At 69.4% G+C, this 23,197-nt stretch carries 22 protein-coding genes; 16 read left to right on the forward strand and 6 right to left on the reverse strand.

Features of this window, described 5'->3' with window-relative positions; all coding sequences use genetic code 11:
• Positions 1–72 precede the first annotated feature (72 nt).
• The gene (locus tag EV683_RS06045) at positions 73–762 is read right to left on the reverse strand and encodes a type 1 glutamine amidotransferase domain-containing protein (protein WP_131862179.1); all 690 of its coding nucleotides are present in this window, start codon (positions 760–762) and stop codon (positions 73–75) included.
• A gap of 358 nt (positions 763–1,120) precedes the next feature.
• Between EV683_RS06045 and EV683_RS06050 the strand changes: the two genes are divergently transcribed.
• The 8 genes from EV683_RS06050 to EV683_RS06085 all read left to right on the forward strand — a co-directional run bounded on the left by EV683_RS06050 (position 1,121) and on the right by EV683_RS06085 (position 8,773).
• The gene (locus EV683_RS06050) at positions 1,121–1,969 is read left to right on the forward strand and encodes a universal stress protein (RefSeq protein ID WP_165916796.1); all 849 of its coding nucleotides are present in this window, start codon (positions 1,121–1,123) and stop codon (positions 1,967–1,969) included.
• A gap of 284 nt (positions 1,970–2,253) precedes the next feature.
• Positions 2,254–4,914, forward strand: coding sequence for a hydrogen gas-evolving membrane-bound hydrogenase subunit E (gene mbhE / locus EV683_RS06055; RefSeq protein WP_131862181.1), 2,661 nt, complete (start codon positions 2,254–2,256; stop codon positions 4,912–4,914).
• Positions 4,911–5,294 (forward strand): sodium:proton antiporter, encoded by a 384-nt coding sequence (locus EV683_RS06060; protein ID WP_066610919.1) that lies wholly within the window; start codon positions 4,911–4,913, stop codon positions 5,292–5,294. The genes mbhE and EV683_RS06060 overlap by 4 nt, the downstream gene beginning before the upstream one ends.
• Positions 5,291–6,766 carry a proton-conducting transporter transmembrane domain-containing protein gene (locus EV683_RS06065; RefSeq protein WP_131862182.1) on the forward strand — a complete coding sequence of 492 codons (1,476 nt, stop codon included), beginning with the start codon at positions 5,291–5,293 and terminating at the stop codon, positions 6,764–6,766. Before EV683_RS06060 ends, EV683_RS06065 begins: the two co-directional genes overlap by 4 nt.
• Complete coding sequence (locus tag EV683_RS06070) at positions 6,763–7,095, forward strand: Na+/H+ antiporter subunit E (RefSeq protein WP_165916797.1); 333 nt, start codon at positions 6,763–6,765, stop codon at positions 7,093–7,095. The genes EV683_RS06065 and EV683_RS06070 overlap by 4 nt, the downstream gene beginning before the upstream one ends.
• Positions 7,092–7,361 carry an MrpF/PhaF family protein gene (locus tag EV683_RS06075; protein WP_131862184.1) on the forward strand — a complete coding sequence of 90 codons (270 nt, stop codon included), beginning with the start codon at positions 7,092–7,094 and terminating at the stop codon, positions 7,359–7,361. The genes EV683_RS06070 and EV683_RS06075 overlap by 4 nt, the downstream gene beginning before the upstream one ends.
• Entirely contained in the window at positions 7,358–7,660 is a 303-nt protein-coding gene (gene mnhG, locus EV683_RS06080) for a monovalent cation/H(+) antiporter subunit G (protein WP_066610913.1), read from the forward strand. Before EV683_RS06075 ends, mnhG begins: the two co-directional genes overlap by 4 nt.
• 105 nt (positions 7,661–7,765) lie before the next feature.
• Positions 7,766–8,773 (forward strand): nucleoid-associated protein, encoded by a 1,008-nt coding sequence (locus tag EV683_RS06085; protein ID WP_131862185.1) that lies wholly within the window; start codon positions 7,766–7,768, stop codon positions 8,771–8,773.
• A gap of 48 nt (positions 8,774–8,821) precedes the next feature.
• Here the strand turns inward: EV683_RS06085 and EV683_RS06090 are convergent, their stop codons facing one another.
• The 3 genes from EV683_RS06090 to EV683_RS06100 all read right to left on the reverse strand — a co-directional run bounded on the left by EV683_RS06090 (position 8,822) and on the right by EV683_RS06100 (position 11,709).
• The gene (locus EV683_RS06090; RefSeq protein ID WP_131862186.1) at positions 8,822–9,157 is read right to left on the reverse strand and encodes a hypothetical protein; all 336 of its coding nucleotides are present in this window, start codon (positions 9,155–9,157) and stop codon (positions 8,822–8,824) included.
• 289 nt (positions 9,158–9,446) lie between these two features.
• Entirely contained in the window at positions 9,447–10,700 is a 1,254-nt protein-coding gene (locus EV683_RS06095) for an Hsp70 family protein (RefSeq protein ID WP_131862187.1), read from the reverse strand.
• 91 nt (positions 10,701–10,791) lie between these two features.
• Positions 10,792–11,709, reverse strand: a complete 918-nt coding sequence (locus EV683_RS06100; protein ID WP_131862188.1) for a DMT family transporter — start codon at positions 11,707–11,709, stop codon at positions 10,792–10,794.
• A gap of 99 nt (positions 11,710–11,808) precedes the next feature.
• Between EV683_RS06100 and EV683_RS06105 the strand changes: the two genes are divergently transcribed.
• Both EV683_RS06105 and EV683_RS06110 read left to right on the forward strand, forming a co-directional pair.
• A complete protein-coding gene (locus tag EV683_RS06105; protein WP_243694729.1) occupies positions 11,809–12,600 on the forward strand; it encodes an AraC family transcriptional regulator in 792 nt (263 codons plus the stop codon).
• Between the two features lie 129 nt (positions 12,601–12,729).
• Complete coding sequence (locus EV683_RS06110; protein WP_066611038.1) at positions 12,730–13,506, forward strand: ferredoxin--NADP reductase; 777 nt, start codon at positions 12,730–12,732, stop codon at positions 13,504–13,506.
• A 159-nt stretch (positions 13,507–13,665) separates the two neighbouring features.
• Here EV683_RS06110 and EV683_RS06115 read toward each other — a convergent pair whose 3' ends face one another.
• Complete coding sequence (locus EV683_RS06115) at positions 13,666–15,156, reverse strand: aldehyde dehydrogenase (RefSeq protein WP_131862189.1); 1,491 nt, start codon at positions 15,154–15,156, stop codon at positions 13,666–13,668.
• Positions 15,157–15,194: 38 nt separating this feature from the next.
• Positions 15,195–15,743 (reverse strand): cupin domain-containing protein, encoded by a 549-nt coding sequence (locus EV683_RS06120; protein WP_066610897.1) that lies wholly within the window; start codon positions 15,741–15,743, stop codon positions 15,195–15,197.
• 525 nt (positions 15,744–16,268) lie between these two features.
• Between EV683_RS06120 and EV683_RS06125 the strand changes: the two genes are divergently transcribed.
• From EV683_RS06125 to EV683_RS06150, 6 genes are all read left to right on the forward strand, one after another.
• Positions 16,269–17,015 carry a gamma-glutamyl-gamma-aminobutyrate hydrolase family protein gene (locus EV683_RS06125; RefSeq protein ID WP_131862190.1) on the forward strand — a complete coding sequence of 249 codons (747 nt, stop codon included), beginning with the start codon at positions 16,269–16,271 and terminating at the stop codon, positions 17,013–17,015.
• 56 nt (positions 17,016–17,071) lie between these two features.
• Positions 17,072–18,400: a glutamine synthetase family protein gene (locus EV683_RS06130; protein ID WP_066610889.1), complete on the forward strand. Its 1,329-nt coding sequence runs from the start codon at positions 17,072–17,074 to the stop codon at positions 18,398–18,400.
• A gap of 20 nt (positions 18,401–18,420) precedes the next feature.
• A complete protein-coding gene (locus EV683_RS06135; protein WP_131862191.1) occupies positions 18,421–19,839 on the forward strand; it encodes an aspartate aminotransferase family protein in 1,419 nt (472 codons plus the stop codon).
• A 90-nt stretch (positions 19,840–19,929) separates the two neighbouring features.
• Entirely contained in the window at positions 19,930–21,030 is a 1,101-nt protein-coding gene (locus tag EV683_RS06140) for a polyamine ABC transporter substrate-binding protein (RefSeq protein ID WP_131862192.1), read from the forward strand.
• A 59-nt stretch (positions 21,031–21,089) separates the two neighbouring features.
• A complete protein-coding gene (locus EV683_RS06145; RefSeq protein ID WP_131862193.1) occupies positions 21,090–22,223 on the forward strand; it encodes an ABC transporter ATP-binding protein in 1,134 nt (377 codons plus the stop codon).
• Positions 22,220–23,191, forward strand: coding sequence for an ABC transporter permease subunit (locus EV683_RS06150; protein ID WP_131862194.1), 972 nt, complete (start codon positions 22,220–22,222; stop codon positions 23,189–23,191). The genes EV683_RS06145 and EV683_RS06150 overlap by 4 nt, the downstream gene beginning before the upstream one ends.
• Positions 23,192–23,197 lie beyond the last annotated feature (6 nt).

The following is a 23,197-nucleotide window of genomic DNA, read 5'->3' on the forward strand; positions in this document are numbered from 1 at the left end:
GTGCGGGCCCGCCCCTTCAGTGTGGCGGCGCGGCGCGCGCCGCGGCTTGATCCGGCGCAAGCCGGGCCGGCTTTAGCGCGGCTCGGCCAGCTCGGCCAGCACCAGCTCGGCGACGCACGCGCCCGAGGCCGGATTCTGGCCGGTGACCACGCGCCGGTCGGCGACGGCGAACGGCGCCCACGGCGCGTCGGCCTTGAGGTAGCGCGCGCCGCGCGCGACGAGCGCGTCCTCGGTCAGGAAGGGCACGTGGCGATCGAGCTCGGCCAACCTTTCTTCCTCGTTCGAAAAACCGGTGACGCGCTTGTCGCGGATCAGCAGGCTGCCGTCCGACAGCGCGATGTTGAGCAGGCCCGCCACGCCGTGGCAGACCGCCGCCACGACGCCGCCGTTCTCGTAGATGCGCCGTCCGATCGCCTGCAGCCTGGCGTCGTCGGGAAAGTCCCAGATCACGCCGTGGCCGCCGGCGTAGTAGATCGCCGCGTAGGCGTCGGCGTCGACCTCGTCGGGGTGCAGCGTCGCGCCGAGCCGCGCCATGAAGCCCTTGTCCTGGTACCAGCGCCAGTCGTCTTCGTCGGCCATCGCCAGGCTGTGCGGGTCGATCGGCGTGTAGCCGCCCTGCGGGCTGACGTAGTCGACGCGGTAGCCGGCGGCCGTCACGCGCGCGACGAAGTGTACCGCCTCGCCCAGCCACAGGCCGGTCGCGCGGTTCAGATCCGGGTATTTGGCCACGCTGGTCAGTACGATCAGAATCTTCTTGTCCATGGGGGCTCCTTCGATGGGGGGAGGCGGGCCGGGGCGCCGTCGCCGGGGGGCAAACGGGCCGTCCGCGGCTCCTGGCCGGCAGCGTCGCAAAGGGCGCCGCCGCGCGAGGCTTTCCTCGCGCAGGGGGGCGGGCATGACGACGGACGATGGGGCGGGGACGGCGCGCCGTGGCTGCTTCAGTCTAGACGACGGCCATGTCGATGACTTGACAGCCGGATCGCGCGGAACCAGAACGGCAGAAAGGGGGACAGACGGGAAGCGGGGCAACTTGTTTTCGATCAAGGCCGGCGTGGTGGCGATCGGGGACGATGCTGCGCTGGCCGTTCGTGGCGTCAATCCGCGCCCCAAGGAGAACACGATGTTGAAAAACCTGTTGCTGGTACTCGACGCCGGCCCCATCGCCGAGCAGGCAAGGGAGCTGGCGCTCTCGCTCGCGCAAACCCACGGCGCCGGACTGACGGCGTTGTCGCTGATCGACACCGCGCCCTTGCACGCCGGAGAGGCCGCACCGGCCGGCGGCTCGGCCTTTCTCGAGGCGCGCAACGCGAAATGGGAGGCCGAATGGCTGGAGGGCGCCCGCGAGCGCATCGTGCACATGCGCGAAGCCGCCGCCGCCGCCGGCGTCACCGTCTCCAGCGTGTTGGCCGAGGACGACCAGCCGGACGTCGCGCTGCTGAACCAGGCGCGAATGCACGACCTGGTCGTCGCAAGTTCGGACTGCCATCTGGGCGCCGAGAGCCGCCCGCACGACACCCACTGGCTGAGCCGCTACCTCGCCGACGCGCCGCGACCGCTGTTGCTGCTGACGCCGGCCTACCGGCCGCAGGCCGCCGACGCCGGGTTCGTCGTGCTCGCCTACGACGGCAGCACGAGCGCGGCGCGCGCCCTGCAGCAGTTCGCCTTCCTCGGTGTCGGCCACGAGCGGCCGCGCAAGGTCGTGGCCATCCACCCGGATGCCGCCGAGGCCGGGCGTCTCGCCGACGAGGGGGCGGCCTATCTGGCCAGCCACGGCCTGCCGGCGCAGCCGGTGCCGATCGCCAGCGCCGCCCGTCCCCGGCAACTGCTGTTGGCCGAGCTCGACAGCCAGCACGCGAGCCTGCTGGTGATGGGCACCTTCGGCCACCGCAGCTGGCTCGACCGCCTGTTCGGTGCGGCGACCGAGACGATGATCGCGCGTTGTACCTGCCCGGTGCTGCTCTGCCATTGAGCGCCGATGCGCGGGCGGCCGCGCGGAATCTTGCCCATACTGGCAGGAACATGCCGGCCGCTGCCTCGGGAGCGCGGTCCACGGTCCGTTTACGGCTGCACGCACGCCCTGGCCGCCGTCCACTTTCCGGCGCGGCCGCGCAAAGCGTTGCCGGCCGTCGCTGGCGCGAGCGTTTTTTGTTGGGGCGACGCCGCCTGATGCGGCATGCGAGCTGCCCCGTCCCGTTCTGTCATTAGCCGCCAAAAAAAGCGCGCGGCGGCGGAGCCGCGCGCGGGAGACGGAAGATGCACGCCACACCCGCAGTCCATCCTCCGCTTGCCGCATGGGTCCGGTTCGCCTGGCTGCTGCCGGCCTTGCTGTTCGCGCTGGCCTTGGGCAACGGGCGCTGGCCGCTGGGCGTCGAATTCGCCTGGGTGGCGGCGCTCGACGTTGCCGTCGCCTTCCATATCGATGGGCTCTCCCGCCTGTTCGTGCTGCTGATCACCGGCATCGGCGCTCTGGTGCTGTTCTACGCACCGGCCTATCTCGCCGGCGACCCGCGGCTCGCGTCGCTGGTCCGGCTGCTGCTGGCCTTCATGGCCGCGATGCTCGGCGCCGTGTGCGCCGACGATCTCGTGCTGCTGTTCCTGTTCTGGGAGGCGACCAGCGTGCTGTCCTTCCTGCTGGTCGGCTTCGACCACGAGAAGCCGGCCAGCCGCGAGGCTGCCCGGCAGGCGCTGCTCGTCACCGGCGGCGGCGGGCTGGTGCTGCTGGCCGGTCTGCTGCTCTTGCTTGAGGCCGCTCCGGGGCTGCGCCTGTCGACCTTGTCGTCGCTCGATGCGGCGACGGTCGGCCAACCCTTGTTTGCGGCCGGCGTGGCGCTGGTGCTGGTTGGGGCGATGAGCAAGTCGGCGCAATTTCCGTTCCACTTCTGGCTGCCCGGCGCGATGAGCGCGCCGACGCCGGTGTCGGCGTATCTGCATTCGGCGACCATGGTCAAGCTGGGCGTCTACCTGCTGGCGCGTTTCGACCCGGCGCTGAGCGGCGTCTTGTCGTGGTGGGCCGATGCGCTGGTCGCCATCGGCACGCTGACGGCCGTCTGGGCGGCGGTGCTGAGCCTGCGCGAGCGCGACCTCAAACGCATCCTGGCCTGGTCGACCGTGTCGGCATTGGGCACGCTGACCTTGCTGATCGGCCTGCCGAACGAATGGGGCGCGCTGGCTTTCGCGATCTTTCTGCTCGCGCATGCCTTGTACAAGGCGCCGTTGTTCTTCGTCGCCGGCAACGTCGACCATGCTACCGGCACCCGCTCGATCGACCGGCTGCGCGGCATGCGCCGCGCCTTGCCGCTGACCGCGACGGCCGCGGTGCTGGCCGGCCTGTCGATGGCTGGCTTGCCCGCCAGCCTTGGCTACGTCGCCAAGGATGTGATGAGTATCGCCAAGAGCCTGAGCGAACCGATGTGGCTGGTCGGCGCGGCGTCGGTCGTCGTCAGCGCCGTCGGCGTCGCGGTGGCGGCGGTGGCGGCTTTGCGGGTGTTTTTCGGGCCGGCGGACGGCCCGCCCCTCGCCGCCGACGGTCAGGGCGTCTCGCTGCGACTCGATCTGCCCCCCTTGTTGCTGGCCTTGTGCGGTCTGCTGCTCGGCCTGTTTCCGGCCTGGGCCGAGCCGGTGCTGCTGGAGGCCGCCGGTGTCGTCGCGCCACGCCTGGCGGGTGCGTTGCCCGTGCTGGGCCTGGTCGACGGGCCGCGGCTTGGCGGCGTGGCCATCGTCGTGGCGCTGGGCGCGGCGACCTATGGCTGCTGGGACCGCTTCCACCTTCTGCTCGAGCGTCTGCGGCCGCTGGACGCGTTCGGCCCAGCCGCCGGTTACCGGCTCGCGCTGCGCCTGGTCAAGTCCGGCGGCGCGCTGGTCGGCCGGCGCATGCAGAATGGCCGTACCGGCTTTTATCTGTGCGTGTCGGTGCTGGCCGTCGTCGCGCTGGCGGCCCCGCTGTTGCCGCCGCCGCGCTGGTCCGCCACGGCGCTGGACGGCGCCGATCTGGGGTTTGCGGCGGCGGCCGCGCTGGCCGTCGTCGGCGCGGTGTCGGCGGTCGCGGCACGCGACACGCTGGCACGCCTGCTGGCTGCCGGTCTGGTCGGCGTCGCCTGCGCGATGGTTTTTTTGTTCCGCGGCGCGCCCGACCTCGCCTTTACGCAACTGGTGGTCGAAACGGTGTTCGTCGTGGTGGCCGCCGTCGCGCTCAGGCGCCATCGCCCGTTGTCGCCCCCGCCGCGCGTCGGCGCCTTGCGCGCCGCCGTCGCCGTCGCCTTCGGCGCGTTGCTGGGCGGGTTGACGCTCGCGGTGCAGCAGGCACCGCCCGATACGCAACTGTCGCAGTTCTTCCTCGGCGCCAGCTTGCCGCAGGCGCACGGGCGGAACGTCGTCAACGTGATCATCGTCGACTTCCGCGCGCTCGATACGCTAGGCGAGATCGCGGTGGTCTTGCTGGCGGCTGTCGCGGCGCGGCCGCTCGTGGCGGCGCTGCGAGGCGCCGACGCGGCGACGGCCGGCCGCTCGGTCATCCTCGCGCACGCGGTTGCCTTTCTGTACCCGCTGATGCTGTTTACCGCCGCGTTGGTGCTGCTGCGTGGCCACAACGCGCCGGGCGGCGGTTTCATCGCCGCCTTGCTCGCGGTGTCGGCCAGCGCGGCGATTGCGCTGGTGTTCGGCCCTGCGGCGGCCCGCTCCCGGCTGCCGTTGGCGCCGCCGGCGCTGGCGGCGGCGGGTCTGGTGCTCGCGCTCTTGAGCGGTCTGCCGGCCTTGCTGCTCGGCCAAGCTTTCCTGACGCATCAGTGGGGAGAGATAACGCTGGGCGGGTTTTCGTTCGCGTTCTCGACGGTGCTGCTGTTCGACCTCGGGGTGTTGTGCTGCGTCTGGGGCGCGCTTGCCGGCTTTTGCTTGCGGCTTTTGGGGGAGGGACGATGACGAACCTGTTGTTTGCCTTGTCGGTGGCGGCGATCGCCGCCGCCGGCCTGTGGCTGGCGCTGCGCCGCGATCTGGTCGACATCGTCATCGGCCTGGCGCTGGTCGGCACCGCCGCCAATCTCTTCCTGTTCGGCGCCGGTCGCGTGGTGGAGGCCAGGCCGCCGTTGTTGGCGGCCGGCGAGACGGCCTTCGCGCACGCGGTAGCCAACCCCTTGCCGCAGGCGCTGGTGCTGACGGCCATCGTGATCGGCTTCGCGCTGACCTGCTTCGCGGTCGCGCTGGCGCTGCGGCTGGCCGGCGGGCGCGAGGTCGACGGTGATGCCCTGAGCGCCGCCGAGCCGCCGCCCGCGCGCGACGGCGAACCCGGGGGCTTGCCGTGAACGCCGTCCTGCTGCTGACCGCGCTGCCGGTACTCTGGCCGATGCTGACGATGCTGGCCTGCATCGCCTGCGCCGGGCGCTCGCGCTGGCAAGAGGGGGTCGCGTTCGCGGGCGCGGTGGGTTTCGTTGCGATCACGGTCGCCTTGCTGGCCGGTCTGGCCGACGGCGCTGCTTATGTCGCGCACTTCGGCGACTGGCCGGCCGGCTTTGCGATCGCGTTCCGCATCGACCGGCTCGGCGCCGCGATGCTGGCCGTCAGCGCGCTCGTCCTGCTGGCCGTGTTGCTCTATCCGGCGCGCGTCGACGCTTCCGGCCCGGTCGGCCCCTGGAGCCGGCCGCTGCTGTTCGGTCTGATGACCGGCGTCGGCGGGGCCTTTTCCAGCGCCGACCTGTTCAACCTCTACGTCTGGTTCGAGGTGATGCTGATCGCCGCGCTGGGGCTGCTGGTGCAGGGCGGCAGGGCGGCCCATTTCGAGGCCGGCTTCAAGTATCTGGTGCTCAACCTCGTCGGCACGGTCTGGTTGCTGGTCGCCGTCGGCGGCCTGTACGGCGTAGCGGGGCAGTTGGGCTTCGGCCAACTGGCCGCCGTCCTGCCCGGGAGCGGGCAGGCGGCGCTGGTGACGGTCTTCGTCGCCCTGCTGCTGCTGGCCTTGCTGAGCAAGGCGGCCGCGTTTCCGCTGTTCTTCTGGCTGCCGGCCGCCTATCCGGCCTTGCCGACGCCGTTGCTGGCGCTGTTCGCCGGCCTGCTGACCAAGGTCGGCGCCTACGGCGTCATGCGGGTGGTCGGCGAGATCGCGGTGCCGGTTGCGCAACCGCTGCTGCCCGCCCTGGGCTGGCTGGCGGTCCTCACGATGCTGGCCGGCGTGCTCGGCGCCGCGTGGCACTGGGACATGCGGCGCGTTCTCGCCTTCCACATCATCAGCCAGATCGGCTACATCCTGCTCGGCGTCGCGCTCGGCAGCGTGGCGGGGCTGGCCGCCGCGCTGTTCTACACGCTGCACCATATCGTCGTGAAGGCCAACCTGTTCCTGATCGGCGGGCTGATGCGCCGCTGTGGCGGCAGTTTCGACCTGCGGCGCAGCGGCGGCCTGTCGGTGACGCGGCCGGCGCTGGCCTTGCTGTTTGCCTTGCCGGCCGCCTCGCTGGTCGGCGTGCCGCTGACCTCGGGCTTCTGGGCCAAATACCTGTTGGTGCGCGCCTGCTTTGCCCAGGGCGCGTACGCGTGGGGGGGCGTCGCGCTGCTGGTCGGGGCCTTGACGCTGTACTCGATGTCCAAGGTCTGGATCGAGGCGTTCTGGCGCCGCCCCGAAGCGCCGGCTGCCGCCGTGGTGCCGCTGCCATGGCGGGCCTGGGTCGCCTGCGGGGCGCTGGCCGCCATTACGCTGGCGATCGGCGTCTACCCGCAAACCTTGATCGCTTTTGCCGAGGCGGCCGTCGCCGACCTGGCCTTGCCGAACGGAGGGGGACGATGACAAAACCGCAGGCGGCGCTCGTGCTCGCGTGCCGTTTTCTGGTCGCGGTGAGCCTGTCGGGCGTGCAGACCAGCTGGCTGATCCTGTTCCGGGCCGCTCGCCTGCGACCGGGCTTCGTCGATTACCGGTGCGCGCCCCTGAGCGAGACCGGCATGGTGGTGCTCGCCTGCCTGGTGACGCTGACGCCGGGCACGACGGCGGTCGAGCTCGACGCGGCGGGCGGCCGCCTGCGTCTGCATCTGCTCGATACCGGCGACGTGGCCGGCACGCTGGACGGCATCCGCCGCCGCTTCGAGGCGCCGCTGCGCCGGCTATGGGGGCGCCGATGAAGCTCGTCGTCGCCTTGTGCGTGCTCGGGCTGTTCATCGCCTGTGCGCTGATCGCGCTAATCTACCGGCGCCTGCCCGGTCGCGCCGACCGTCTGGTGGCGGTCGACGCGCTGTCCTCGTGCGCGCTCGCCGCCTGCCTGATCGCCGCGGCGCTCAGCGGCGAGACCGCCTTCCTCGACGTGGCCATCGGCTTCGCGCTGGTCGCCTTTCTCGGGACGGTCAGTTGGGCCAGCGCGCTCGCCAAACGCGAGGAGGACGAAAAATGACCGCGCTGGGCTGGATCTTGCTGCTGCTCGGTGTCTGCCTGCTCGTCGTCGCCTGCTGGGGCGTGCTGCGCTTGCCCGATGCGCTGAGCCGGCAGCACGCCGCGACCAAGGCGGCGACGCTGGCCCTGGGCGTGATGGTGGTCGGCGTCGGCCTGATCCATCCGCACGGCGCCTGGTGGATGCGGCTAGTGTTGCTGATGGCCGTGCTGCTGCTGACCCTGCCGCTGGCCTCGCACGCCCTGGCGCGCGCCGCCGCCCGTCTGGCCGGCCGGCAGGGGCAGGCCGACGACGGCGCCTGATCGCGACGTCGCACCCGGTGTAGAATCGGCCCGCCTGCGCGGCCGCGCGGCGGGCCGTCCGCCGGGCGGTCCGGTTTTCGGATTCGGGAAGGAGGGAGAGGGCGGATGATGATCGGTGACGCGAAGGTGGAGCGGCTGGTGGTGCACCGCGTCGGCAATCCGGCGCGCGACGAGCGGCTGCAACTGTCGGACCGCGCCGCGACGGTCGACGACGAGGTGTCGGCGCTGCTGCTCGACGGTTATCTGAAGGGCATCGTTTCGGACAAGAAAAAGCACCAGTTCTTCCACGAGTCCGACCTCAACCTCAACGAGCTCTACCACTACTCGCGGCAGTTCTTCCGCGGCGAGGTCGACTTCCTCGACGCCTCGCAGCGCATCGCCCGCCACCTCTACGCGCGCTCGCAGCACCCGAACATCAGCCCGGGCGACCTCCTGGTGATCCTGTTTTCCGGCCTGTCGGACGGCGAGACCGCGCAGCGGGCTCTCGGGGTGTTCAAGTCGGAGATCCGCGACGAGTTCCTGACGCTGATCGATTCGGGCGACGTGATCGACATCCGCCACGCCTCGGGCATCAACCCGCGCCTGATCGACAAGGGCGCGCTCTTGCTCGAGAACGGCCCGACCGTCTACGCGGTCGACCGCCTCGGCCAGCAAGCCAAGTTCTGGCTCGACGACTTCCTGAAGGCGATGCGGGTGCCGGACGCCGCGTCGCGCAGCCGGATGGTCGCCACCGTGGTCGAGCAGCTGTCGGACGGGATAGCAGACCCGCTCGAGCAGGCGCGCTTCAAGGAGGCCTGCTTCGAGCTGTGCGTCGCCGAGGACGAGGTGGCGCCCGGCGAGGTGGCGCGGCTGGCCGAGCGTTTCGTGCCGCGCGAGCGGGTCGAGCAGGTCAGGGACGAGGCGGCCGCATCCTACGGCTTCGCGCTCGACGACGAGGCGAAACTGCCGGCGCTGGGCGTGGCCCGGCGGCTGGAAAAGACGCTGAGCCGCGTCGGCGTCGGCCACGGCATCAACCTCCTGATGCCCTCGCATCTGAGCCTGAAGCACTTCCACACGCTGGACGACGGCGAAGGGGAGATGACGCTGACGATCAAGTTGCGGCGCCGCGACTGAGAGAGGCTGTCGCGACGGGCGCCCCGGCCGGGCGGCCGGGGGCGGGTTTCAGTGGCGCAGCGATTCGTTGCGGCCGCAGTTCAGGCAGTGCTGGTAGGCGCCCCAGCGGTTGCGGCGCTGGTGCATCGGGCCGCCGCAGCTGAAGCAGACGATGCCGCGCCCGGCGCGCGCGCGCAGCAGCCGCAGCACGCCCCACAGCGCCCAGACGATCGCCGCGCCGATCAGCAGCGGGCCGAGCTGGACCATCACGCCACCGGCGATGGTGGGAAACTCGGTCGGCGGGCCGAGCGCGTGCAGCCGCTCGCCCTGTCTGAGGGCGACGGCGCCGAGCGCGGCCAGCGCCGCGGGTTTGCCGAACAGATTGAACAGCAGGCTGATTCTCATGATCGTTCTCCCTTCCCGCAGCCTTGGCCGGCCCGCCCGCCCCATGCCGGCGGTGCCGCCCGGGATCCCCCGGGTCCCGGCGCTGCGGCGACATCCCCCGAGGTTTCCGAAGCGGAAAGAGAAAAGACCGCCGTATGGCGGTGGCGGCGTCCGTGCGGTCGTACCGCGACGCATGGCGCCATGTCGTCGCATTTGCAAGTATCGCTGACGACTGTTGATTTGATTATGGGAAAACAATGCCGCCACGCCAAACGGTATTTGGCCGTGATCGGCGCGCGACCGCCCGCTCTCAGGCGAAGCGGCGCGCCGCGTCGAGCGCGAGGCCGCTGCCTATGCTGCCGTAGCGGTCGCCCTCGACCGCCCGCGCCTCGGGCAGCAGCGCGCCGATGCGCCGGCGCAACAGCGGCACGCCGCTCGAACCGCCGGTGAAGAACACCGTGTCGACCGCCCCGGCGGCGACGCCGGCGTCGGCCAGCAGCGTAGCGACGGTGGTCTCGATGGTGTCGATCTGGCGTTCGATCGCCGCGTCGAAGTCGGCGCGGGCGATGTCGTGCGTCAGGCCGGCCTCGACCTCGTCGAGCGACAGCGTCACCGTCTCGTCGTCCGACAGCGCGATCTTGGCCGCCTCGACCTGGATCGCCAGCCAGTGGCCGGCGCGCCGGTTGACGAGGTTGAACAGGCGGTCGAGCTTGTCGCGCTTGAGCGCCTCGCTGTACACGCCCTTGAGGTCGGCGAGCGCCTGGCGGGTGTAGGCGAAGTTGATCGTGTGCCAGGTCGCGAGGTTGAAGTAGATGCCCGACGGCATCTCGGCGCCGCTCTTGAGCCGGCTCTTGAGGCCCAGCAGCGGCATCACCGTGTGAAGGCTGAGCATCTTGTCGAAATCGGTGCCGCCGATGTGCACGCCGCGGTTGGCGAGGATGTCGTCGCGGCGGTCGAGCCGGTCGGCGCGCTCGGGCGACAGGCGCACCAGCGAGAAGTCCGAGGTGCCGCCGCCGATGTCGACCACCAGCACCAGCTCCTCGCGTTCGATGCGGCTTTCGTAGTCGAAGGCGGCGGCGATCGGCTCGAACTGGAATTCGACGTCGGCGAAGCCGACGCGGCGCGCGATCTCGGCCAGCGTGTCCTCGGCCAACTTGTCGGCCTTTGCGTCGTCGTCGACGAAGTGGACCGGGCGGCCGAACACCGCCTGGCGGAAGGCGCGGCCGGCCTCGGCCTCGGCGCGCGTCTTGACCTGTTCGATGAACAGCGTCAGCAGGTCGATGAAGCGCAGCGCGCGGCCCTGCACCTCGGTCTGGCCGTTCATCAGGCTGGTGCCCAGCAGGCTCTTGAGCGAGCGCATCAGCCGGCCCTCGTAGCCTTCGAGGTATTCGGCGATCGCGGCGCGGCCGACGGCGACCGAGTCCTCGTCGGCGTTGAAGAACACCACCGACGGCAGCGTGCCCTTGCCGTCCTCCAGCGACAGCAGGGTGGGCCGGCCGGGGCGGTGCCAGCCGACGGTCGAGTTGGACGTGCCGAAATCCACGCCGCAGGCGTTGCTGATCATCTGGGCTCCGAAGCGGTTTGCGATGGGCGCGCGAGTATAGCCGAAAGCGGCAGCGCACGCCGGCTCGCGTGCACTGCCGCTTTTCGGGTGCTCAGCGGCGCGCCAGCGCGAGCCGCGCGCGGCCGATCAGCGGGCCGCCGTTGACGACGAAGATGCCGGCCAGCACCAGCGCGGCGCCGGCGACGAAGTGGGGGTCGAGCGCCTCGGCCAACAGCGCGACGCCGAAGACGACGCCGTACAGCGGGGTCAGGAAGGAGAACACCACCAGCTGCGCGGCCTGGTAGCGGCGCAGCAGCCAGAACCACGCGAGGTAGCTGGCGAAGGCGACCAGCACGCCCTGGTAGAACAGCGTCGCGACGGTGAGCCAGCTAAACGAGACGTGGCCGATGTCGCCGCTGAACGCGGCCCAGGCGAGCGCCACCACGCAGCCGGCGACCAGCTGGTAGAGCAGCGTCTCGGCCGGGTCGGCGTCGGCCAGCCTTGAGGCGCGCACCACCACCGTCGTCGCGCCCCAGGCGGCGCCGGCGAGCACGCCGAGCGCATCGCCCAGGCGGCTTTGCGCGTCGCCGCCGGTGTCGCCGAGGAAGGCGAAGGCGATGCCGGCGAAGGCCAGCGCGATGCCCAGCCACTGCTGCGGCGCCAGCCGCTCGCTCTCGAGCCGCCAGGCGAGGCCGAGCGCGGTGAAGATCGGCGCGGTGTAGAGGAAGACCACCATGTGCGACGCGCTGGTGTAGCCGAGGCCGAGCGCGATCAGCACGAACTCGACCGCGAACAGCAGGCCGGCGACGAGGCCGGGGTCGCGCACGTCGCGGCGCAGCCGCTGGCCGCGGCGCCACATCAGCGCGCCGACCAGGAGCGCGGCGAGGCCGGAGCGCAGCGCGATCTGCATGATGGGCGCGGTGTCGTCGGCCGCCAGCTTGAGCGCGATCTGCTGCAGGCCCCACAAAGAGCACAGGACGACCATCAGGCCGGCGGCGAGGCCGTCGATGGGGCGGCGGGGGGCATGCATGGCGAACTCCTTGCGGCAAAACGGGGGACGGGGCCATTATCGGCCCGTCAACATCGCTGGATATAGCGCGTTTGCGACAAGCGATAGCGCGAACTTGCCATGAGCGCCGAATTCCCCCACCTGATGCCCTTGAGTGAGCCGCCCGAAGTGCCGGTCTACTTCAGGAGCGCCGCGCTCGACGCTGGCAGCCTCTACCCGCCGCACAGCCATCGCGCCGGGCAGTTCGTCCATTCCTACAGCGGCGTGATCGAGATCGGCCTAGACAGCGGCCAGTTGATCGGGACGCCGCGCTTCGGCATCTGGCTGCCGCCCGGCGTCGAGCACCTGAGCCAGAACCGCGACGCGGCGAGCTTCTCTTCGCTCTACCTCGCCCCTGCGCTGTGCAGCGCGCTGCCCGCGACGCCGTGCGCGCTGACGGTCAGCCCGCTGATCGCCGGCCTGATCGACGAATTGCGCGCGCGCGGCCTGTCGGTGCCGGCGAGCGCCGAGCAGAGGCGGCTGTTCCGCGTGCTGGTCGACGCGCTCGCGCGCGCGCCGCGCCACGGCTCCTACCTGCCGACCTCCGGCGACCCGGCCTTGTCGGCGGTGCTGTCGGCGCTGATGGCGTCGCCGGGCGACCGGCGGCCGCTGTCGGCCTGGGCGGAGACGGTGCACAGCACCGCGCGCACGCTCGAGCGCCGCTGCCGGCGCGACCTCGGCATGAGCTTTTCCGAATGGCGCCAGCGTCTGCGTGTGGTGCGTGCGCTGACGCTCTTGGCGGCCGGCGACAAGGTCGAGCACATCGCCTTCGAGCTCGGCTACAGCGGCGCGTCGGCCTTCATCGCGATGTTCCGCCGCCACACCGGCGCGTCGCCGGACGAATTCCGCAAGACCCGCCCCGCGCCGCGCTGAGTCCGGACCTTATTCCCGGCCGTTTTATCGATATTCACGATAATCAATATCGAAACAATCTGTTTCGCGGATGAGTTGCCGCTCGCGTACAATTGCGACCAACCGGTAAACCTTGCGAGCGACTCCGCCATGTCCAATCTTTCCACCGAAACCGTTCTCAGCGTCCACCACTGGAACGACACGCTGTTCAGCTTCAAGACCACCCGCAACGACGGCCTGCGCTTCGAGAACGGCCAGTTCGTGATGATCGGCCTCGAGGTGAACGGCAAGCCGCTGATGCGCGCCTACAGCGTCGCCAGCCCGAACTACGAGGAGCACCTGGAGTTCTTCAGCATCAAGGTGCAGAACGGCCCGCTGACCTCGCGCCTCCAGCACCTGAAGCCGGGCGATCCGATCATGATCAGCCGCAAGCCGACCGGCACGCTGGTGCTGCACGACCTGAACCCGGGTAAGCACCTGTACCTGCTGTCGACCGGCACCGGTCTCGCGCCGTTCATGAGCGTGATCCAGGATCCGGAAACCTACGAGCGCTTCGACAAGGTTGTGCTGATCCACGGCGTGCGCTGGACCAGCGAACTGGCCTACGCCGACTTCATCACCAACGAGCTGCCGAACAACGAGTTCTTCGGCGAAGCGGTGCGCGAGAAGCTGATCTACTACCCGACGGTGACGCGCGAGCCCTTCCGCAACCAGGGCCGTCTGACCGACCTGATCGTCAACGGCAAGCTGGCCGCCGATATCGGCCTGCCGCAGATGAACCCGGAAACCGACCGCGCGATGCTGTGCGGCAGCCCGGCGATGCTGGACGACACTTGCAAGATCCTCGACGAGCTCGGCTTCAAGGTCTCGCCGCGCATCGGCGAGCCGGGCGACTACGTGATCGAGCGCGCCTTCGTCGAGAAGTAAGCGTCCGTCGCGAGTCGACAGTGAAAAAGCCCGCCAATTGGCGGGCTTTTTTGTTGGCCGGGGCGCGGGATGCCAGAGGGCTCGGCCAACCTTCGCGCGCCGCACACGCAAAAAAACGGGCCACCGTCAGGTGGCCCGAAAGCACGCGCTCGTGACAAATCAGGCATACAGCTTCAGCAGCGTCGACTTCAGCTCGGTGTACTTCTCCAGCGCGTGCAGCGACTTGTCGCGGCCGTTGCCGGACTGTTTGTAGCCGCCGAACGGCAGGTTCTGGTCGCCGCCCTCGTCGTAGCAGTTGATCCACACCGTGCCGGCGCGCAAGCGGCGCGCGAGGCGGTGCGCGCGGCTGACGTCGCGCGTCCACAGCGCGGCGGCGAGGCCGTACTCGCTGTCGTTGGCGATCGCGATCGCCTCGTCCTCGCTGTCGAACGGAATCACCGCGCACACCGGGCCGAAGATCTCCTCGCGCGCGATGCGCGCGTCGGGCGTGGTCTCGAACGCGGTCGGCGCGATGTAGTAGCCGGTGTCGGTGTGCAGCGCGTCGCCGCCGAAGGCCAGCGTCGCTTCCTGTTTGCCCACCGCGATGTAGTCGAGCACGCGGCGGTACTGCAGCTCGTCGACGATCGCGCCCATGCGGCTCGCCGGGTTCAGCGGGTCGCCCGGGCGGTAGCCTTCGGCGGCGCGCTTGAGCTCGGCCATGAAGGCGTCGTAGATGCCGCGCTGCACCAGCACGCGCGAGCCGGCCGAGCACATCTCGCCCTGGTTGAAGAAGATGCCGCCGGCGGCGGCGCGCGCCGCCTCGGCGACGTCGGGGCAGTCGTCGAGCACGATGTTCGGCGACTTGCCGCCCAATTCCAGCCACACGCGCTTCAGGTTCGATTCGGCCGCGCACGCCATGATCTTCTTGCCGACCGCGGTCGAGCCGGTGAAGGCGAGGCAGTCGACGTCCATGTGCAGCGCCAGCAGGCGGCCGGTCTCGCCGGCGCCGGGCAGCACGTTGAACACGCCGTCGGGGATGCCGGCCTGTTGCGCCAGCGCGGCGACGCGGATCGCGGTCAGCGGCGATTTTTCCGACGGTTTGAGGATCAGCGAGTTGCCGGCCGCCAGCGCCGGCGCGAACTTCCAGCTCGCCATCAACAGCGGGAAGTTCCACGGCACCACCGCGGCGACGACGCCGACCGGCTCGCGCGTGACGGTGCCGTGCAGGTTCGGCGCCAGGGGCGGCACCTCGCCGCCGACCTTGTCGATCGCCTCGGCGAACCACTGCACGCAGTAGGCGGCGCCGGCGACGTCGACGTTCAGCGAGTCGGACACCGGCTTGCCCATGTCGAGCGTCTCCAGCAGCGCCAGCTCGTGCGCGTGCTCGCGGAGCAGCGCGGCGAAGCGGAGCAGCACCGCCTTGCGCCGCACCGGCGCGAGGTTGGCCCAGCGGCCGTCGTCGAAGGCGGCGCGCGCGGCGGCCACCGCGCGGTTCACGTCGGCCTCGCCGCAGTCGGCGACCTCGGCCAACGTTTGCCGGTTGGCCGGGTTGACGGTGGTGAAGGTCTTGCCGCTGGCGGCGGCGACGTACTCGCCGGCGATGAAGGCGCGGCCTTCGAAGGTCTGGCGCGCGGCCAGCGCTTGCCACTCTGCGTGGGTGAGGCGGGACATCTCATTCTCCTAGGTAGCGCGCCGACCGCCGGTGCGGCTCAGAAGTTGGCCGGCGTGTTGGCGCTGATGATTTCGGCCTCGTCCGGGCCGATGTTCCGGAAGCGGTGCGGCAGCGTGCTCGGGAAGTAGTAGCCGTCGCCGGTGTTCAGCACGTTGACTTGCCCGTCTATCGTCAGCTCGATCCGGCCGCGCACCACGATGCCGCACTCCTCGCCCTCGGGGTGGGTGATCGGTTCGGGGCCGGTGTCGGCGCCCGGCGCGTACAGCTCGCGCAGCATGCGCATCTGCCGCCCCGGCACCGTCGCGCCGATCAGCAGCAGGCGCAGGCCGCTGTTGCCGAGGTCGGGCTGTTCGCCGGGGCGGAACACGTAGCGGTTTTCACGCGGCGGCTCGTCGAAGGTGAAGAAGTCGGCCAGCGACATCGGGATGCCTTCGAGCAGCTTCTTCAGTGAGCTGACCGACGGGCTGACCCGGTTCTGTTCGATCAGCGAAATCGTGGCGTTGGTCACGCCGGCCCGTTTTGCCAGCTCCCGCTGCGAAAGCTTGTAGCGTTCGCGCACCAGTTTGAGTCGTGGTCCGATGTCCATCTTGCCCTCGGATGTTGATAATAATTGACGCAAGGCGTTCAAAAATCCTTGACGGTTCTGAGCCGTCGCGGCGAAAGACCATTGTATCTCAAACCCTTTGACGCTTGTTGTGATGCACAATTTTGATGCGTCGCAGCACAAACTTGGGGCATCGGCGATTCGGTTGGCGTGAACCAGTAAAATTTTTTTGACGGTGCTTGTCAATTATTTTTAACGAGCTTAGACTGGATTCACGCTCGAAACAACGTTCCGACCGGCGGAACAGAGCGCCACAAAGGACAGACGCCGAATGCCAGCCCGCCCCAGCCACCGACTCGCCCCGCCCGCCGCCTTCGCGGCGCCGGCCGCTTGCGGGCTGCTCTTGCCGGGCGAGCGCAAGGGGCAGGGGCTTCGCGCCCGCCGCGCGCTGGCGGCGGCCTTCGTCGTTGTGCTTTTCACGGCGCCTCTTTCGGGGCGCCGTTTTTTTGTCTTGAACACGCTGCAAAGGAGGCGCGCCGCCGTCTGAAGGCGGGGGGCGCGATCGCGATGAAACGACCCGTCATCGGAATACCCTGCTGTCGCTGGTGGCTCAAGGAGTCCCAGTTCTTCCACCTGGCCGGCGAGAAGTACATCCGCGCCGCCGAAGGCGCCGGCGGCCTGCCGCTCTTGCTGCCGGCGCTCGGCGAGACGACGCCGCTCGAACAGGTCCTGTCGCTGGTCGACGGCCTGCTGTTCACCGGCAGCCCGTCGAACATCGAACCGCACCACTACGGCGCGGCGCGCGTAGCCGGCGACTTCAACGACCCGGCGCGCGACGCGACCACGCTGCCCCTGATCCGCGCCGCGATCGCCGCCGGCGTGCCGGTGCTCGGCATCTGCCGCGGCTTTCAGGAGATCAACGTCGCGTTCGGCGGCAGCCTCTACGCCCGGGTGCACGAGGTGGACGGTTTCGCCGACCACCGCGACCGGGGCGAGACGCTGGCCGAGCAGTACGCGCCGGCGCACCCGGTGTCGTTCGTGCCGGGCGGCGTGCTCGAGCGGCTGGCCGGCGGGCTCCGGGCGCAGGTCAACTCGCTGCACGGCCAGGGCGTCGAGCGGCTGGCGTCGGCGCTGGAAGCCGAGGCGCACGCGCCGGACGGTCTCGTCGAAGCCTTCCGCGTCCGCGACGCGCGCGCCTTCGCGCTCGCCGTGCAGTGGCACCCGGAGTGGCAGTTCCGCGACGACCCGCTGTCGCTGGCGATTTTCAAGGCCTTCGGCGCCGCGTGCGCCGAACGCCAGGCGGCGCGCGCCTGACCGAGGCCGGCCGCAACCATCCCGCAACTGAAACAACCGTCGACAAGGAGGCAACCATGAGCGTGTTGAGCGAATGGCTGCGAGAACACCGGATTACCGAAGTGGAGTGCGTGATTCCCGATTTCACCGGCATCGCGCGCGGCAAGATCGTGCCGAAGGAAAAGTTCAGCGAAGAGGAGGGCATGCGCCTGCCCGAGGTGGTGCTGGTGCAGACCGTGACCGGCGAGTACGCCGAAGGCATCACCGAGTCGACCGACCCGGACATGGTGCTGATCCCGGACCCGAGCACCATCCGCCTGGTGCCGTGGGCCAAGGATCCGGTCGCGCAGGTGATCCACGACTGCTACCACTTCGACGGCTCGCCGGTCGAGCAGTCGCCGCGCCACATCCTGCGCCGCGTGCTGAAGCTGTACGAGGACATGGGCTGGGAGCCGGTGGTCGCGCCCGAGATGGAGTTCTACATCGTCGACGTCAACCGCGACCCGGACCTGCCGCTCACGCCGCCGATCGGCCGCACCGGCCGCCCCGAGACCGGCCGCAAGGCCTACTCGATCGACGCGGTCAACGAGTACGACGACCTGTTCGAGGAAATCTACGACTTCTGCGACGCGCAGAACCTGGCGATCGACACGCTGATCCACGAGGTCGGCGCCTGCCAGATGGAGATCAACTTCCTGCACGGTAACCCGCTCGAGTTGGCCGACCAGGTGTTCCTGTTCAAGCGCACCGTGCGCGAGGCGGCGATCCGCCACAACATGTACGCGACCTTCATGGCCAAGCCGATGGAGAACGAGCCGGGCAGCGCGATGCACATCCACATGAGCGTCAAGGACAAGGCGACCGGCCAGAACGTGTTCTCGAACGCCGACGGCAGCCCGAGCGAGGTGTTTTTCCACAGCATCGGCGGCATGCAGAAGTATTTCCCGCAGGCGATCGCGCTGTTCGCGCCCTTCGTCAACAGCTACCGCCGCCTGGTGCGCCACACCGCCGCGCCGATCAACGTGCAGTGGGGCTACGACAACCGCACCTGCGGCATCCGCGTGCCGCACTCGGGCCCGGGCGCGCGCCGCATCGAGAACCGCCTGCCCGGCGTCGACTGCAACCCCTACATCGCGCTGGCGGCGACGCTGGCCTGCGCCTGGCTCGGCATCGTCGAAAAGCTCAAGCCGACCGAGCCGCTGGCCGACGACGCCTACGGCCTGCCGTTCGCCTTCCCGCGTTCGCTCGACGACGCGATCGACGCGCTGGCCGCCTGCCGTCCGGTCGCCGAGGTGCTCGGCGAGGGCTTCGTCAAGGCCTTCTGCGCCGTCAAGGAAGCCGAATACATCGAATACGCGCGCGTGATCAGCCCGTGGGAACGCAAGTTCCTGCTGCTGCACGTCTAAGTTGTCGAGAGGACCGAATCATGACCCTGATCCCGAACGTCGCCGAAGTCCGCCCGGCCCACGACAGCCAGGCCGGCCAGCGCAGCACCCGCGAGTGGCAGGCGCTCGACGCCGCCCACCACTTCCACCCCTTCTCCGACGCCGCGTCGCTGAACAAGCAGGGCAGCCGCGTGATCACGCACGCCGAAGGCGTCTACCTGTGGGATTCGGACGGCAACAAGCTGTTCGACGCGATGAGCGGCCTGTGGTGCGTCAACGTCGGCTACGGCCGCAAGGAGCTGGCCGAGGTCGCCTACCGGCAGATGCTCGAGCTGCCGTTCTACAACACCTTCTTCAAGACCACCCACCCGCCGGTGGTCGAGCTGTCGGCGCTGTTGGCCGAGGTCGCGCCGGAGGGCTTCAACCACGTCTTCTATACCAACTCGGGCTCGGAGGGGAACGACACGGTGATCCGCATGGTGCGCCACTACTGGGCGAGCCTCGGCCAACCTGCGAAGAAGACCATCATCTCGCGCGTCAACGGTTACCATGGCTCGACCATCGGCGGCGCCAGCCTCGGCGGCATGGGCTATATGCACGAGCAGGGCGACCTGCCCATCCCCGGCGTCGTGCACATCGAGCAGCCGTACTGGTACGCCAACGGCGGCGAGCTCTCGCCCGAGGAATACGGCATCAAGGCGGCGCGCGAGCTGGAGAAGAAGATTCTGGAACTGGGGGTGGAGAACGTCGCCGCCTTCATCGGCGAGCCGGTGCAGGGCGCCGGCGGCATCATCATCCCGCCGTCGACGTACTGGCCGGAGATCCAGCGCATCTGCGACCAGTACGGCATCCTGCTGGTCGCCGACGAGGTGATCTGCGGCTTCGGCCGCACCGGCTCGTGGTTCGGCAGCCAGCACTTCGGCATCCGCCCGCAGCTGATGACGATCGCCAAGGGCCTGTCGTCGGGCTACATGCCGATCGGCGGCGTGCTGGTGCACGACCAGGTCGCCAAGGTGATCGCCGAGTCGGGCGACTTCAACCACGGCTTCACGTATTCGGGCCACCCGGTCGCCTGCGCGGTCGCCGCCGAGAACATCCGCATCCTCAAGCGCGAGCGCATCATCGAGACGATGCGCGACGAGGTGATGCCGTACGCGCATCAGCTGTGGCACGAGGCCTTCGACGACCACCCGCTGGTCGACGACGTGCGCGCGCTCGGCTTCTTCTTCGCGGTGACGCTGGTCGACGACAAGGCCAGCCGCAAGCGCTTCGCCAATGGCGGCGAGCTGGCGCTGCGCTGCCGCGACATCTGCTTCGCCAACAACCTGGTGATGCGCGCGACCGGCGACAGCATGATCTCGGCGCCGCCCTTGACGATGACGCGCGCCGAGGCCGAGGAGTTCGTCGGCCTCGCCAAGAAGTGCATCGACCAGTTCGCGCGCGAGCTCGGCCGACTGTAAGCGTCCCCCTCGGACGGGCCGCCGCCATGCCACCGACTACAGGCGGCCCGCTCCTTCGCTTCGCCCATCGAGCCTATAGAGGAGAAACCCATGCGCCAGCGCATGTTCACCGTCATCGCCGCTTCCGTCCTCGCCGCGTCGGCCGGCCCGGCGCTCGCCGCCGGCAAGGTGCTCAACGTCTACAACTGGTCGGACTACATCGCGCCGGAAACGGTGAAGAACTTCGAGAAGGAAACCGGCATCAAGGTCCGCTACGACGTCTACGACTCGAACGAGGTGCTGCAGGCCAAGATCCTGACCGGCCGCTCGGGCTACGACATCGTGGTGCCGACCAACGCCTTCCTCGCCAAGCAGATCAAGGCCGGGATCTACCAGCCGATCGACAAGAGCAAGATCGCCAACTACAAGCACCTCGACGCGGCGGTGATGGCGCAGGCGGCCAAGTTCGACCCGGGCAACGCCTACTCGGTGCCGTACTTCTACGGCATCAACACGCTGGCGATCAACGTCGGCAAGGTCAAGGCGGCGCTGGGCAGCCTGCCGATGCCGGCCAACGAGTGGGACCTGCTGTTCAAGCCCGAGTACGCGGCGAGGCTCAAGTCCTGCGGCGTGTCGGTGCTCGACAGCCCGGCCGAGGCCTTGCCGATGGCCGCGCACTACCTGGGCCGCAACCCCAACAGCAACGCCGACGCCGACTGGCGCGCCGCCGCCGAGCTGTTCAAGCAGGTGCGCCCTTACATCACGCGCTTCTCGTCGTCCGGCTACATCAACGAATTCGCCAACGGTTCGCTGTGCGTCGTGCTCGGTTACGGCGGCGACCTGAACATCGCCCGTCGCCGCGCCGAGGAAGCCAGGAACGGCCAGCAACTGAAGGTGCTGGCGCCCAAGGCCGGCGTGATGCTGTGGATGGACAGCATGGCGATCCCGAAGGACGCCCAGAACGTCGACAACGCCTACGCCTTCATCGACTACGTGATGCGCCCCGAGGTCGCGGCGGCGAACGCGCGCGCGGTCAGCTACGCGACGCCTAACCGCGCCGCACGGGCCCGGCTCGACGCCAAGCTGCTGGCCGACGCGTCGATCTACCCGACGGCCGAGATCCAGCAAAAGAGCTTCGTGCAGCTGCCGCTGGACGCCAAGACCCAGCGCCTGCAGACGCGTCTGTGGACCGAAGTGAAAACCCGCAAGTGAGCTGAAGACGCGGCCGCCCGCGCGACGGGCGGCCAACTCGGAGGGAAAGAATCGTGAACATGCTTGAATCGTCCGTGAACCAGGCCGCCGGGGCGGCCGCAGGCGCCAAGCCCTACCTGCAGATCGTCGACGTCGTGAAGAAGTTCGGCGACAACACCGTGGTCGACCACATCAATCTGAACATCGCCAGGAACGAGATCTTCGCGCTGCTGGGCAGCTCGGGCTGCGGCAAGTCGACCTTGCTGCGCATGCTCGCCGGCATGGAGACGCCGAGCTCGGGCCGCATCATCCTCGACGGCGAGGACATCACCCACCTCGCGCCCTACGAGCGCCCGATCAACATGATGTTCCAGAGCTACGCGCTGTTCCCGCACATGAGCGTCGCGCAGAACATCGCCTTCGGCCTCAAGCAGGACGGCCTGCCGCGCGGCGAGATCGCCGAGCGCGTCGAGCGCATGCTCGAGCTGGTGCAGATGAAGAAGTACGCGAGCCGCAAGCCCTTCCAGCTCTCCGGCGGCCAGCAGCAGCGCGTCGCGCTCGCGCGCTCGCTCGCCAAGCGCCCCAAGCTCTTGCTGCTCGACGAGCCCTTGGGCGCCCTGGACAAGAAGTTGCGCCAGCAGACGCAGCTGGAGCTGGTGAACATGATCGAGCAGGTCGGCGTGACCTGCATCATGGTCACCCACGACCAGGAGGAGGCGATGACCATGGCCGGCCGCATCGGCATCATGTCCGACGGCCAGCTCTTGCAGGTCGCCAGCCCCGGCGAGATCTACGAGCGGCCGAACTGCCGCTTCACCGCCGAGTTCATCGGCGAGACCAATCTGTTCGGCGGCCACGTCGTCGAGGACGAGCCCGACTACGTGCGCATCCAGTCGGCCGAGCTGCCGCGCCCGGTGCACATCGGCCACGGCATCACCGGCACGCTCGGCATGCCGGTGTGGCTGTCGCTGCGTCCCGAGCGCGTCGGCGTGTCGCGCCAGCAGCCGGTCGGCGACGGCAACTGGGCGGCCGGCACGGTGCACGACATCGCCTACCTCGGCGGCTTCTCGATCTTCCACGTGCGCCTGCCCACCGGCAAGGTGGTCAAGGCCAGCGTGCCGGCGACGCGCTGGCGCGAAGAGGCGGCTCCGACCTGGGACGAGCCGGTGTTCGTCAGCTGGGCTGACAACGACGCTGTGGTGCTGACGCAATGATGAGCCGACTTCTCTCGCTGCGGGATTCCCGCGATCCGGCCGGGCGCGCCGCGCGCCGGGCCGCCTGGTGGCAGCGGCTGGCGCCGCGCGGTCGGACGCTGGTGACGGCGATCCCCTACGGCTGGCTGCTGCTGTTCTTCCTGGTGCCCTTCCTGTTCGTGCTGCAGATCAGCTTCTCCGAGGTCGAGATCGCCAGCCCGCCGTACCGCGCGCTGGTCGAACGGAGCGAGGACGTGCTGAACATCGCGCTGAACCTCGGCAACTACACGTACATCTTCGGCGACCCGCTGTACTTCGACGCCTACCTCGGTTCGCTGGAGACGGCGGCGGTGACGACGGCGATCTGCCTACTGATCGGCTACCCGATCGCCTACACCATCGCGCGCGCGCCGGAGGCCAGGCGCAACACGCTGTTGATGCTGGTGATGCTGCCGTTCTGGACCTCCTTCCTCGTGCGCGTCTACGCGTGGATGGGCATCCTCGACAGCAACGGCCTCGTCAACCAGGCGCTCCTGGCGCTCGGGCTGGTCGACGCGCCGCTGCAGCTGATGCACACCCAGCTGTCGGTGCAGATCGTGATGGTGTACGCCTACCTGCCGTTCATGATCCTGCCGCTGTTCTCCAACCTGGTGAAGCTCGACGGGCGCTTGCTGGAGGCCGCCGCCGACCTCGGCTGCCGGCCGTGGAAGACCTTCCTGACCGTCACGCTGCCCCTGTCGAAGAACGGCGTCGTCGCCGGCTCCATGCTGGTGTTCATCCCGGCGGTCGGCGAGTTCGTGATCCCGGAACTGGTCGGCACGCCCGAGTCGCTGATGATAGGCAAGGTGTTGTGGATGGAATTCTTCGACAACAACAACTGGCCGATGGCGGCGTCGGTGACCATCGTGATGCTCGCGCTGTTGATCCTGCCCATCGTCTATCTGCACAAGCGCGAAGAGAAGGCACTGGCCCGCGCGGCCCGGCGCTAGGAGACA

Source organism: Crenobacter luteus (assembly GCF_004345725.1).
GTDB classification, from domain to species: domain Bacteria; phylum Pseudomonadota; class Gammaproteobacteria; order Burkholderiales; family Chromobacteriaceae; genus Crenobacter; species Crenobacter luteus.

What these genes read in the sequence shown, in the direction of transcription:
- EV683_RS06125 (WP_131862190.1), top strand. Translation starts at nt 16,269, where the DNA reads ATGAAACGACCCGTCATCGGAATACCCTGCTGTCGCTGGTGGCTCAAG.
- EV683_RS06085 (WP_131862185.1), top strand. Translation starts at nt 7,766, where the DNA reads ATGATGATCGGTGACGCGAAGGTGGAGCGGCTGGTGGTGCACCGCGTC.
- EV683_RS06105 (WP_243694729.1), top strand. Translation starts at nt 11,809, where the DNA reads ATGAGCGCCGAATTCCCCCACCTGATGCCCTTGAGTGAGCCGCCCGAA.
- EV683_RS06075 (WP_131862184.1), top strand. Translation starts at nt 7,092, where the DNA reads ATGAAGCTCGTCGTCGCCTTGTGCGTGCTCGGGCTGTTCATCGCCTGT.
- EV683_RS06130 (WP_066610889.1), top strand. Translation starts at nt 17,072, where the DNA reads ATGAGCGTGTTGAGCGAATGGCTGCGAGAACACCGGATTACCGAAGTG.
- EV683_RS06045 (WP_131862179.1), bottom strand. Translation starts at nt 762, where the DNA reads ATGGACAAGAAGATTCTGATCGTACTGACCAGCGTGGCCAAATACCCG.
- mnhG (WP_066610913.1), top strand. Translation starts at nt 7,358, where the DNA reads ATGACCGCGCTGGGCTGGATCTTGCTGCTGCTCGGTGTCTGCCTGCTC.
- EV683_RS06090 (WP_131862186.1), bottom strand. Translation starts at nt 9,157, where the DNA reads ATGAGAATCAGCCTGCTGTTCAATCTGTTCGGCAAACCCGCGGCGCTG.
- EV683_RS06110 (WP_066611038.1), top strand. Translation starts at nt 12,730, where the DNA reads ATGTCCAATCTTTCCACCGAAACCGTTCTCAGCGTCCACCACTGGAAC.
- EV683_RS06095 (WP_131862187.1), bottom strand. Translation starts at nt 10,700, where the DNA reads ATGATCAGCAACGCCTGCGGCGTGGATTTCGGCACGTCCAACTCGACC.
- EV683_RS06100 (WP_131862188.1), bottom strand. Translation starts at nt 11,709, where the DNA reads ATGCATGCCCCCCGCCGCCCCATCGACGGCCTCGCCGCCGGCCTGATG.
- EV683_RS06050 (WP_165916796.1), top strand. Translation starts at nt 1,121, where the DNA reads ATGTTGAAAAACCTGTTGCTGGTACTCGACGCCGGCCCCATCGCCGAG.
- EV683_RS06115 (WP_131862189.1), bottom strand. Translation starts at nt 15,156, where the DNA reads ATGTCCCGCCTCACCCACGCAGAGTGGCAAGCGCTGGCCGCGCGCCAG.
- EV683_RS06070 (WP_165916797.1), top strand. Translation starts at nt 6,763, where the DNA reads ATGACAAAACCGCAGGCGGCGCTCGTGCTCGCGTGCCGTTTTCTGGTC.
- mbhE (WP_131862181.1), top strand. Translation starts at nt 2,254, where the DNA reads ATGCACGCCACACCCGCAGTCCATCCTCCGCTTGCCGCATGGGTCCGG.
- EV683_RS06140 (WP_131862192.1), top strand. Translation starts at nt 19,930, where the DNA reads ATGCGCCAGCGCATGTTCACCGTCATCGCCGCTTCCGTCCTCGCCGCG.
- EV683_RS06150 (WP_131862194.1), top strand. Translation starts at nt 22,220, where the DNA reads ATGATGAGCCGACTTCTCTCGCTGCGGGATTCCCGCGATCCGGCCGGG.
- EV683_RS06120 (WP_066610897.1), bottom strand. Translation starts at nt 15,743, where the DNA reads ATGGACATCGGACCACGACTCAAACTGGTGCGCGAACGCTACAAGCTT.
- EV683_RS06060 (WP_066610919.1), top strand. Translation starts at nt 4,911, where the DNA reads ATGACGAACCTGTTGTTTGCCTTGTCGGTGGCGGCGATCGCCGCCGCC.
- EV683_RS06135 (WP_131862191.1), top strand. Translation starts at nt 18,421, where the DNA reads ATGACCCTGATCCCGAACGTCGCCGAAGTCCGCCCGGCCCACGACAGC.
- EV683_RS06145 (WP_131862193.1), top strand. Translation starts at nt 21,090, where the DNA reads ATGCTTGAATCGTCCGTGAACCAGGCCGCCGGGGCGGCCGCAGGCGCC.